Raw genomic sequence first — 12,495 nt, 5'->3', positions numbered from 1 at the left:
CGGTGCGGGCGCTGCGGTCGGGGGAGTGTTCGCTCGCCCTGGCGGGCGGCGCCACGGTCATGTCCTCCCCGGGGCCGCTCACCGAGTTCACCACCCTGGGCGGCCTGGCGCCGGACGGCCGGTGCAAGGCGTTCGGTGCGGGCGCGGACGGCGCCGCCTTCTCCGAGGGCGCGGGGATGGTCGTCCTGGAACGGCTGTCCGATGCCCGTCGTAACGGCCGTCGAATCCTGGCGGTGATCCGGGGCAGCGCCGTCAACCAGGACGGGGCCTCCAACGGCCTCACCGCGCCCAACGGCCCCTCCCAGGAACGGGTCATCCGTCGGGCGCTGGCCGACGCCGGTCTGGGGCCGAGCGACGTCGACGCGGTGGAGGCGCACGGCACCGGTACCACGCTGGGCGACCCGATCGAGGCCCAGGCACTGCTGGCCACCTACGGGCCGGAACGTCCCGAGGACCGGCCGCTGTGGCTGGGCTCCCTCAAGTCCAACCTGGGGCACACCCAGGCGGCGGCCGGGGTCACCGGACTCATCAAGCTGGTGCTGTCCCTGCGCAACGGGACGCTGCCGCGAACCCTGCACGCCGACACGCCCACGCCCCACGTGGACTGGTCCTCGGAGCCGGTGCGCCTGCTGACCGAGGAGCGGAGCTGGGAGCGGTCCGACCGGCCGCGCCGGGCCGCGGTGTCCTCGTTCGGGATGAGCGGGACCAACGCCCACCTCATCGTGGAGCAGGCCCCCGAGGGCGCCGACGGGTGGGCCGACGGGGACACACCGCACGCGGATCGGCCCGTCGGCCCCCTGCCCTGGACGCTCTCGGCCCGTGACAGCGCCGCCCTGTGCGCGCAGGCGGAGCGCCTCCGCGACCGGTTGGAGGAGCACCCCGAGGCCGACCCGGCCGACATCGGTTGGTCGCTGGCCACCACGCGGTCCGCGCTGGACCACCGGGCGGTCGTCGTCGCCGGTGACCGGGCGGGTTACCTGGAGGCCCTGGACGCCGTGGCCCGGGGACGGCCGCACCCCGGCGCGGTGGTCGGCACGGCCCGGGGCGACCACCAGCCCGTGTTCGTCTTCCCCGGCCAGGGCGGCCAGTGGCCCGGGATGGCCGTCGACCTGCTGGACGCCGCACCGGTGTTCGCGCGGCGGATGGCCGAGTGCGAGGCGGCGCTGGCGCCGTACACCGACTGGTCCCTGACGGACGCGCTGCGCGAAGGCGACGCGCTCATGGACCGGGTGGACGTGGTGCAGCCCGTGCTGTGGGCGGTCATGGTCTCGCTCGCGGAGCTGTGGCGCTCCCACGGGGTACGTCCCTCGGCCGTGGTGGGCCACTCCCAGGGGGAGATCGCGGCCGCCTGCGTGGCCGGGGCGCTCTCCCTGGAGGACGCGGCCCGCGTGGTGGCCCTGCGCGGCCGCGCGGTCCTGGAGCTGTCGGGCACGGGTGCGATGGCCTCCGTCGGCCGGTCCGCACGGGAGGTGCGTGCGCGCCTGGCCGGGCTCGGTGCGGACGTGCACGTGGCCGTGGTCAACGCCCCGGAGTCGACGGTGGTCGCGGGCGAGCCCGAGGCGGTGCGCGGCCTGGTCAAGGGGTACGAGGCCGAGGGCGTCCACGCGCGGATGATCGCGGTGGACTACGCCTCGCACACCCCGCACGTGGAGCGGCTGCGTGCGCGGATCACGGCCGAGCTGGCCGGGATCACGCCGCGACGGCCCGACGTCCCGATGTACTCCACCGTCACCGGTGGCCACCTGGACGGGACCGCTCTCGACGCCGAGTACTGGTACCGGGGGCTGGCGAGCCCGGTCGAGTTCGAGGCCGCCACCCGTGAGCTGCTGGCGCACGGACACGGCGCGTTCGTCGAGGTGGGCCCGCACCCCCTCCTGGGCGCGGCCCTGCGGGAGACCGCCGAGGCCGCCGGAGTTCGTGACGCGGTCGTCCTGGGCACGCTGCGCCGCGGCGAGGGTGGCCCGTTCCGGTTCCTGACCTCCCTGGCCGAGGCGCACGCGCACGGCGTCGACCCCGACTGGGAGCGGGTGTTCGGCGGCCGCCGCCGGGTCGTCGACCTGCCCACCTACCCCTTTCAACACCAGCGCTTCTGGCGGCTGGGCGGGGGCGACGGCTCCGCCCCGGGCGCGGTCGAGCCCGCTCCGGGCATGACCGGCTCCCTGGACGACTGGGTCTACGAGGAGGACTGGGTGCCGGTCCGGGGACACCGGGCGCGGACCACCCCCTCGGGCACCTGGCTGCTGTTCCGCCACGGGCCGTTGGACGACACGGTCGCCGCTTGCGCCGCGGCCCTGCACTCCCGTGGCCACCGGACCCGGATCGTGGACCTGCCCTCGGCACCCGAACGCCGCGGCCTGGCCGACCTCGTCACCGAGGCCCGGCGGGGGTCCGAACCGATCGTGGGAGTGCTGTCCCTGGCCGCCCTGGGCGACGCCGACGCCGGGATCGCCCAGCCGACCTGTGCGGCGGGGCACCGGTACACCGTCCTGCTCCTCCAGGCGCTCGGCGACGCCGGGGTCACCGCTCCGCTGTGGTGCCTCACCCGCGGAGCGGTCCCAGCCGACGGGGCCGTGACCGATCCGGCCGCCGCGCTCGTGTGGGGGCTCGGCCGGGTCGCCGCCCAGGAGCACACCGACCGCTGGGGCGGGCTCATCGACGCTCCCGCCGAGGGCACGGAGGGAGCCGGAGAACTGCTCGCCGGGATCCTCGCGGGGGAGACGGCCGAGGGCGAGGACCAGGTGGCGATCCGGGGCGGCCGCGTCCTCGCGCGGCGGCTCGGCCGCGTTTCGCTCAGCCGAGCCAGGGCCACCCGCCGCTGGACACCCTCCGGAACCGTCCTGGTCACCGGGGGAACCGGGGCACTGGGCGCACACACTGCCCGCTGGCTGGCCCGGCGGGGCGCCGACCACCTGCTCCTGGTCAGCCGCCGGGGAGAGGACTCGCCGGGGGCCGGGGAACTGGTCGAGGACCTGCGTACGGCTGGAGCCGAGGTGACCGTCGCCGCGTGCGACGTCGCCGACCGCGCCGCGTTGGCCGGCGTCCTGGCCGACATCCCCGAGGAGTACCCGCTGCGCGTGGTCGTCCACACGGCCGCGGCCCTGGACGACGGCCCCGTCGACGCGCTCACCCCCGACCAGGTGGCGTGCGCCCTGCGGGCCAAAGCGAACGGGGCGGTGCATCTGCACGAGCTGACACGTGGCATGGACCTGTCGGCCTTCGTCCTGTACTCCTCGGTCTCCGCCGTGTTCGGCGTGTCCGGGCAGGGCAACTACGCTCCGGGCAACGCGTTCTGCGAGGCGCTGGCCCACCACCGGCGCGCCCTCGGCCTTCCCGCCACTTCGGTGGCCTGGGGCGCATGGTCGGGTCGGGGCATGGCCGAGGACGGGGCGGTCGCCCACCTGCTGCGCCGCCACGGCCTGCCGACCATGGACCCCGACATGGCCGTCAGCGCGCTCGGGCAGGCTCTCGACCGCGACCTGACCGCGCTGGCGATCGCCGACATCGACTGGCCGCGGTTCCGCGCCGCGCTGACCGTCAACCGGCCGAGCCCCTTCATCGGCGACCTCGGCCGAACGGCCGCCGAGGGGGCCGGGACCCGCGGAGGCGCGGAGGACGGTCTGGTGGAACGGCTGTCCGGGCTGGGCCGTACCGAACGGCGCCGAACCCTCACCGATCGCGTGTGCGAGACGGTCGCCGTCCTGCTCGGCTACCCGTCGGGTGGCGCGCTGGACGCCGACCGGGGGTTGAAGGACCTGGGTCTGGACTCGGTGACCGCGATCGAGCTGCGCAACCGCCTCTCCTCCCTCACCGGGCTGCGGCTGCCCTCGGGGCTGGCCTACTCCCACCCGACGTGCGCGGCGCTCGGCCACCACCTGGAGGAACGGCTGTTCGGGGACACCGAACGGATCGTCATGGCGCGCATCGACGGTATCGAGGCGGCCCTCTCCGAGCACGAGGGCTCCGCCCTGGACCGTGAGGCCGTCGCCCGCCGACTGCGCGGGCTGCTCGACCGGCTGTCCGACCGGAGCCCGTCGGCCCCGGGCGCGGGCGTGGCCGACCGGGACCTGGAGACCGCCTCCAAGGAGGAGCTGTTCGCCTTCATCGACGAGGCCCTGCGCGACTGACCGACCGGCCCCGAGACGTCACCCGTTCCGCCCCGTTCCCTCCTGCCCCGTCATGCTCCCCGCCGCGCGCCCGCTTTCCGCGGTCGCGGACGACACGAACCGGTGAGGCCACACCCATGTCCGATGACGCCAAGCTCCTCGACTACCTCAAACGGGTGACCGCCGACCTGCGACGCACGCGCGCAGAACTGGAGGACCTGCGCTCCCGCGACCGCGAACCCGTCGCCGTGGTCGGCCTGAGCTGCCGACTTCCCGGCGGCGCCGACTCTCCGGAGGCCTTCTGGCGCCTGTTGGAGCAGGGCGCGGACGCGATCGGCGACCTGCCCACCGACCGCGGATGGGACCTGGAGACCCTGGCGGGCCGGCCCGGTGGGACCCGGGCGGGCGGGTTCCTCGACGATCTGGCGGGTTTCGACGCCGAGTTCTTCGGGATCTCGCCGCGCGAGGCCGCCGCCATGGACCCCCAACAACGGCTCATGCTGGAGGTGTCGTGGGAGGCGGTCGAGCACGCCGGGATCGACCCGACATCCCTGGCGGGCACCCCCACGGGCGTGTTCACCGGGATCAGTCTGGGGGACTACGCCGAGGGTCACGTCCCGGAGGCCGCGGCGGGCTACCTGGCGACGGGGACCGCCGCGAGCGTGGCCTCGGGTCGGTTGTCGTACACGTTGGGGTTGACGGGGCCGGCGTTGACGGTGGACACGGCGTGTTCGTCGTCGTTGGTGGCGGTGCACCTGGCGGTGCGGGCGCTGCGGTCGGGGGAGTGTTCGCTCGCCCTGGCGGGCGGCGCCACCGTGATGACGGGGCCGATGCTGTTCGAGGAGTTCGCCAGGCAGGGCGGGTTGTCCCCCGACGGCCGGTGCAAGGCGTTCGGTGCGGGCGCGGACGGGACCGGTTTCTCCGAGGGTGCGGGCGCGGTGGTGCTGGAACGGCTGTCCGATGCCCGTCGTAACGGCCGTCGGATCCTGGCGGTGATCCGGGGCAGCGCCGTCAACCAGGACGGGGCCTCCAACGGCCTCACCGCGCCCAGTGGATCAGCGCAGGTGAGGGTGGTGCGCGCAGCCCTGGCGGACGCCGGTCTGGGGCCGGACGACGTCGACGCGGTGGAGGCGCACGGCACCGGTACCACGCTGGGCGACCCGATCGAGGCCCAGGCACTGCTGGACGTGTTCGGTCCGGGTGCGGGGACCGGTTCGGACACGGCGGGTCCAGGGACGGTGGACGTCGGCTCGGTCAAGTCCAACATCGGCCACACCCAGGCGGCCGCGGGTGTGAGCGGGTTGACGGCCATGGTCCTCGCACTGGGGCACGGCGTGCTCCCGGCCACGCTGCACGCCGACCGCCCCTCCCCCCTGGTGGACTGGGAGTCCGGTCGGGTGCGGGTACGGGGTGCGGCGCGCCCCTGGCCGCGGGGCGGCCGGACGCGTCGGGCGGGCGTGTCCTCGTTCGGGATCAGCGGGACCAACGCCCACGTGATCGTGGAGGAGGCCCCCGAGGAGGCAGCCACGGACGCGGTGGTTTCGGTGGACACCGGTGCGCCCGCCCTGGTGGCGGGGCCGGTGCCGTGGATCCTGTCCGCCCGCACCGGGGCGGCGCTCGCGGACCAGGCCGCGCGCCTGTACGCGCGTCTGGGGGACGGCACCGCGCCGGATGCCGCCGACGTCGCCCGTTCGCTGGCCACCACCCGTACCGTGTTCACCCGGCGCGCGGCGGTCGTGGGATCGAAGGACTCCGAACTCCTGGAGGGGTTGCGAGCGATCGCGGAGGGGCGGCGCGCCGGGGGGGTCGTCACCGGCACGGCCGCCGGGTCCGGCCACCGTTCCGGCCCCGTGTTCGTCTTCCCCGGCCAGGGCGGCCAGTGGGCGGAGATGGGGCGGGGACTGCTGGCCTCCTCGCCCGTGTTCGCCGAGGCCGCGGACGAGTGCGAACGGGCGTTGGCGCCGTTCGTGGACTGGTCGCTGAGCGCGGTCCTGCGCGCGGAGCCCGGTGCTCCGCCCGTGGTGGGCGACGGGGCCCGGGTGGACGTGGTGCAACCGGTGCTGTGGGCGGTCATGGTGTCCCTGGCGCGGTTGTGGAGGGAGGCCGGGGTGGAGCCCTCCGCCGTGGTGGGCCACTCCCAGGGGGAGATCGCCGCCGCGTGCGTGGCCGGTGTGCTCTCCTTGGAGGATGGCGCGCGGGTCGTCGCCCTGCGTTCACGGCTCCTCCGGAGTCTGGCCGGGCCGGGCGCCATGGCCGTGATCGGGCTCGGGGCCGACCGCACGGCGGGGTTCGCCGCGCCCTGGGCCGACCGGGTCGGCGTCGCGGCGGTCAACGGTCCGGAGTCGACCGTGGTGTCGGGCGATGTGGACGCGGTCGTCGAACTCCTCTCCGCCGCCGAACGGGACGGCGTCCACGCCCGACGGGTCGACGTCGACTACGCCTCCCACTCCGCCCACGTCGAACGGATCCGCGACGAACTGCGCACCGGCCTGGCCGGGATCCGGCCGCAGGCGGGCGACATCCCCCTCCACACGACGGTCGCACCCTCTCCGGAAGGGGCGTCGGCGGACTCCGCGCCGGAACGGCCACCCGTGGTCGGGACCGCCCTCGGCCCCGACCACTGGTACCGCAACCTGCGCCACCCCGTGCTGCTCGCACCCGTCGTCGCGGCCCTGGGGGAGCACGGGGCCGCGTTTATCGAGGTCAGTCCGCACCCGGTCCTCACCGCGGCGATCGAGCGGACACTGGAGGAGGCCGACCGGGACGACCGGGCGGTCGTCGGCACACTGAAACGGGGCGAGGACGGACCCACCCGGATGTGGACCGCCCTGGCGGAGGCGCACTGCCGGGGCGTGGCCGTCGACTGGGCGCGCGCCCTCGGCACGACCGGCCGCGCCCACGTCGACCTGCCGACCTACCCTTTCCAGCGGGAACGCCACTGGCTGCCCTCACGGCGCGTCGACAGTGACCCCGCCGCGCTGGGGCTGTCTGCGGAGGACCACCCGCTCCTGGGCGCCCGGGTCCCGATCGGGGACACGGGGCGGACGCTGCTCACCGGTGTGCTCGACCCCGGTCGCCTGCCCTGGCTCGGCGAACACGTGGTCGACGGCCGGACCCTGTTGCCGGGAACCGCCGTGGTGGAACTCGTGCTGCACGCGGGGCGCGTGTGCGGGTGCCCGGAGATCGCCGACCTCACCCTGAGCGCCCCCGTGGAGCTACCGCGGGGCGGGGCCGGACTCCCGATCCAGGTCCTGGTCGAACCGCCGGACGATTTCGGCCGCCGGGCCGTCCGGGTGCTGTCCCGAGGCCCCGGTGCCGAGGACTGGACCGCGCACGCGGAGGGGGGGGTGGCCCCGGAGACCACGCGGGCGGTCGGGCACGAGGAGGCCCCCGCCGTGGGTGCGGAGCCGCTGCCGGTCGAGGGCGCCTACGCCCGGTTCGCCGAGTACGGCTACGACTACGGACCGGCCTTCCGGGGCCTGCGCGCCGCCTGGAGGCACGGCGACGGCGTGGTGGGCGAGGTCGAGGCGGACACCCCGCCGGAGGACGCCCGGGGGATGGCCGGTCCGCACCCGGCCCTCGCCGACGCGGGGCTGCACGCGCTCCTGCTCGACCGCGTGAACGGTGACGGGAGTCCGGGACGGCCGCTCCCGTTCTCCTGGAGCGGCGTCCGGTCGCACACCGGTCGGGCACCGACACGTCTGCGTGCGCGGACCACCCGGACCGGCCGTGACACGTGGTCGGTCCGCTACACGGCCGACGACGGGACACCGGTCCTGTCGATCGACCGCCTCACGGTCCGCGACGCGCCGACCGCCGCTGAACCGCCCGCCCTGTTCCGTGTGGACTGGGTGGACTGGACGGAGAGGGAACGTGCGGGCGCTGAGGGCCACGCACCGGAGCCCCGCACGTGGGTGACGGTCGGTGCGCGGGGACCGGAGGGTGTGGCGTGGTACGCCGACGCCGCGGCGCTGGAGTCCGCCCTGGAGTCGGGGACGCCCGTACCGGACCTGATCCTGGTACCCCTCCCGGACGGCCGGGACGGCGACGTCCCTGACCGCGTCCGCGCCGAACTCCACCGGGTCCTCGCCCTCGTCCAGGCGTGGGTGGACCACGCCCACCTCGACGCTGCCAGGGTCGTCGTGATCACGCGCGGGGCCGTCCGGCTTCCCGGGGACACCGACATCGGCGACATCGACCTGGTGGGCGCGGCCGCGTGGGGGCTGGTGGCCTCGGCGGAGAGCGAGCACCCCGGCCGTTTCCTCCTGCTCGACACCGACCGGCTCGACACGGCCGGGGTGGGCGCGGTGCTCGCCACCGGAGAGTCCCGGGTCGCGCTCAGGGATGGCCGTGTGTATGTCCCGCGCCTGGCTGAGGTCGACCACGGGGACACGGGCCCGCGGTGGCCCCGCCGCCGCACCGACTGGCGTCTGCGCGTACGCGAACCCGGGCGGATCGACGGCCTCGTCCCCCTTCCGGACCCCGACCAGTGGCGCTCGCTGGAACCCGGCGAGATCCGCGTCGCGGTCCGCGCCGCCGGGGTCAACTTCCGGGACGTGCTCATGACCGTGGGGATGTACCCCGGGGCCGGAGACATCGGCAACGAGGGCGCCGGGGTCGTCCTGGAGGTCGGCCCGGACGTGGCCGACATCGCCCCCGGCGACCGGGTGATGGGGTTGTTCCCAGGGGCCTTCGCCCCGGTGGCCGTCGCCCGGCGTGCGCTTGTGGCCCGCGTCCCGGCGGGGTGGGACGACATCACGGCCGCGGCGGCGCCCGCCGCCTACCTCACAGCCCACCTCGCACTGGTCGAGGAGGCCGGCCTCACGGCCGGTGAGACGGTCCTCGTCCACTCGGCGGCCGGGGGCACCGGCCAGGCCGCCGTCCACGTGGCCCGGCACCTGGGCGCCACGGTCCTGGCCACCGCGAGCCCGGAGAAGTGGGACGTGCTCAGGAAGGCGGGGATCGCCGACGAGCACCTGGCCCACTCGCGCCGGCCCGGCTTCGAGGACCGGTTCCGCGCGGTGGCCCCACCCGTGGACGTCGTCCTCAACTCCCTCACCGGAGCCGCGGTCGACGCGTCACTGCGGTTGACGGCACCCGGGGGCCGCTTCGTGGAGTTGGGCCGCAACGACCTTCGCGACCCCGACCGCGTCGCCGCCGACCACGACGGCGTCGCCTACCTGCCGTTCGACCTGTCGACGTTGCCGGAGGAGCGCGTCCGCCGCGCCTTCGCCGCGATCTTGCCCCTCCTGGAGAAGGGGGAACTCCCCGGTGTCCCGGTTACCCGCCACCCCGTCGAGCGGGTGGCGGACGCGTTCCGCCTCATGCAGCGGGGGCACAACGTCGGCAAGGTCGTCCTGGACCTCGCCACACGTGGCCGGTCGGACGGTACGGTGCTGGTCACCGGCGGAACCGGCACGCTCGGCTCCCTCGTCGCCCGCCACCTGGCGATCCGCCACGGTGTCACGCACCTTCTGCTGACCGGACGCCGGGGGGCCGAGGCACCCGGAGCGGCCGACCTCGTCGGGGAACTCGGGGCCCTGGGGGTCCGTGTGACCGTCGTCGCCTGCGACGTCGCCGACCCCGACCAGGTCCAGGACCTCGTGGCGTCGGTGCCCTCCGACCATCCGCTCACTGGGGTGGTCCACGCGGCGGGCGTGCTCGACGACGCCACCGTCACCGGGCTCGACGCCCCCGCGTTGGAGCGGGTCCTGCGGCCCAAGGTCGACGGGGCCTGGAACCTGCATCGGGCCACCGCCGACCTCGACCTGGACACCTTCGTGCTCTTCTCCTCGGCCGCCGGGGTGTTCGGGTCGGCGGGGCAGTCCGCCTACGCGGCGGCCAACGCTTTCCTGGACGCCCTCGCCCACCACCGGCACGCCCTCGGGCTGCCCGCGCAGTCCCTGTCCTGGGGCCGGTGGGCCGACGCGAGCGCGATGACCGGTCATCTCGGTGCGGTCGAGATCACCCGGATGACCCGCACCTGGGGGGTGACGGCGATCGGCTCCGACGAGGGCCGTGCGCTCATGGACGCGGCCGCGGCCGCCGGCCACGCCCACCTGCTCCCCGTACCGATGGACCTGGTCGGCCTGCGAGCGCGGGCGACCTCACCCGAGGCCGTCCCTTCCCTGCTGCGCGGACTCGTACGCGCGGGGAAGGGGAGTCGGGCCGCCCACGGCACCGCGGCGGCCGCACGCCTGCGGGCCGCGGCGCCAGGGGCCGAACGCCGCGTCCTGTTGGCGGACTTCATCGGCGAACGCGCCGCCGAGATCCTCGGCCACCCCTCCGGTCAACGGATGGCGGCCGACCGGGACTTCCTGGAGGCCGGGTTCGACTCCCTCACCGCCGTCGAACTGCGCAACCACCTGAGCGAGGCCACCGGATCGCGGCTGCCCGCGACCGTGGTCCTCACCCACCGGAGCCCGGAGTCGCTGGCCGCCCACGTGGACACGGAGATGGGCACCGGGGCTTCGGCCCCCTCGGCCGGAACGGCGCCGTCGGGCACCACGGCCAGGCGGACCGGCCCCGCCCACCGGGACGGAACCGCCGACGCATTGGTCGGGCGCTTCCGATCCGCCTGCCGGAACGGTCGGCCGGAGGAGGCGGTCGCCCTGGTCCGCGCCGGGTCGCGTGACCGGGCGGTGCTCTCCGCCGACGACGCCTGGCCGGTCATGCCCGTGCCGCTGTCGGCCGGACCCGAGAGGCCCGCCCTGGTCTGCCTTCCGTCCCTGGTCATGACCTCGGGAGCGCAGGAGTTCGCCAGGTTCGCGGCCCGGTCGCGCGGGCACCGCCCGGTGTACGCCCTCCCCGCGCCCGGGTTCCTGGAGGGCGAGCGCTTGCCCGCCGACCGCGCGGTCCTGACGGTCGGCCAAGCCGACGCCGTGCTCCGGGCAGCGGACGGGGCGCCGTTCGTCCTCGTGGGGCGGTCGTCGGGCGGATGGGCGGCGCACGCGATCGCCGAGGAACTGCACCGCCGCGGCCGTCCGCCCCAGGGTCTCGTACTGCTCGACACGCCCCTTCCGGACGAGCCGGGCATGCTGCCGATCGTCACCGACTCGGTGACCGCGCGGGCCGGTGAGTTCGGGCTGCTGGACGCGGTGCGGCTGACCGCCATGGGCGGCTACCTCGACCTGTTCGCCGACTGGCGTCCCGGTCCTCTGCCGGTCCCGACCGTCCAGGTCCGCCCGCGTGACCGGGTCCGCGCCGCGTCGGGTGAGGAACTCGGGGCCGGTTGGCGGTGGCCGGGGGAGCACACCCGCGTCGAGGTCCCGGGCGACCATCTCACCATGATGGAGGAGCACGCCGGGACCACGGCGGAGGCGGTCGAGGACGCGGTCGGTCAGATCGTGGCGGTGTCGATGACGAACCGGTAGCGCACGTCGCTGTCGACCACCCGCTCCCACGCCCGGTTGACCTCCTCGGCGCGGATCACCTCGATCTCCGCGCCGAGGCCGTGCTCGGCGCAGAAGTCCAGCATCTCCTGCGTCTCGGGGACGCCGCCGATCATCGACCCGACCAGGCTGCGGCCGCCCGAGATCAGGGAGAACAGGTCCAGCGAGATCGGATCGTCCGGGGCGCCGACGTTGACCAGTGCGCCCTCCGCCCTGAGCAGCGGGAGGTACCGGCCCAGGTCCAGCGCCACCGACACCGTCGACAGGATCACGTCGAAGGTGTCGGTCAGTGCCCCGAACGTCGCCGGGTCGCTGGTCGCGTGGTAGTGGTCGGCCCCCATGCGCAGGCCGTCGCGGCGCTTGCGCAGGGACTGGCTGAGCACCGTGACCTCGGCGCCCATGGCGTGCGCCATCTTCACCCCCATGTGGCCCAGGCCGCCCAGCCCCAGGACGGCGACCTTCGAGCCGGGGCCGACCCCGAAGCGCCGCAGTGGCGAGTAGGACGTGATGCCCGCGCACAGCAGCGGCGCGGCCGTGTCCAGGGGCAGGGAGCCGGGGATGCGCAGCACGTACCTCTCGTCCACCACGATGCCGGTGGAGTAGCCGCCGTGGGTGGGCTCACCCCGGCGGTCGAGAGAGTTGTAGGTCATGGTCATGCCCTCGACGCAGTACTGGTACAGGCCCTTCCCGCAGTAGGAGCACGCGCGGCAGGAGTCGACGAAGCAGCCGACCCCCACCCGGTCGCCGACCCGGTACCGGGTCACCCCGGGACCGACCTCGGCGACCACACCGGCGATCTCGTGGCCGGGGACCATGGGGAAGATCGACTCGCCCCAGCCCTCGTTGGCCTGGTGGATGTCGGAGTGGCAGACGCCCGCGTACCTGATGTCGATCCGGACGTCGGACTCGCCGACGGGGCGTCGCTCGACGGTGGTGCGCTCCAGCGGTGCCTTGGCGGCGGGCGCGGCGTAGGCGGCGACGGTGGTCATCGAAAGGCTTCT

The 12,495-nt window shown here is 75.2% G+C and carries 3 protein-coding genes; 2 read left to right on the top strand and 1 reads right to left on the bottom strand.

Annotated elements, in window-relative coordinates; all coding sequences use genetic code 11:
* Both ACTVAJ_RS15035 and ACTVAJ_RS15030 read left to right on the top strand, forming a co-directional pair.
* The coding region (locus ACTVAJ_RS15035) for a type I polyketide synthase (protein ID WP_470388765.1) at nucleotides 1–4,124 on the top strand (4,124 nt) is incomplete at its 5' end.
* Between the two features lie 116 nt (nucleotides 4,125–4,240).
* The gene (locus tag ACTVAJ_RS15030; RefSeq protein WP_470388764.1) at nucleotides 4,241–11,476 is read left to right on the top strand and encodes an SDR family NAD(P)-dependent oxidoreductase; all 7,236 of its coding nucleotides are present in this window, start codon (nucleotides 4,241–4,243) and stop codon (nucleotides 11,474–11,476) included.
* On the opposite strand, the gene ACTVAJ_RS15025 is transcribed toward ACTVAJ_RS15030, so the two are convergent.
* On the bottom strand, nucleotides 11,443–12,483 hold the full coding sequence (locus ACTVAJ_RS15025) for an NAD(P)-dependent alcohol dehydrogenase (RefSeq protein WP_470388763.1): 1,041 nt from the start codon (nucleotides 12,481–12,483) through the stop codon (nucleotides 11,443–11,445). The genes ACTVAJ_RS15030 and ACTVAJ_RS15025 overlap by 34 nt on opposite strands.
* Nucleotides 12,484–12,495 lie beyond the last annotated feature (12 nt).

The organism is Nocardiopsis sp. KDC1DS13DA1, from assembly GCF_055632325.1.
Note: the sequence above shows the minus strand (reverse complement) of the source record. Positions and strands in the feature narration are given on the sequence as shown.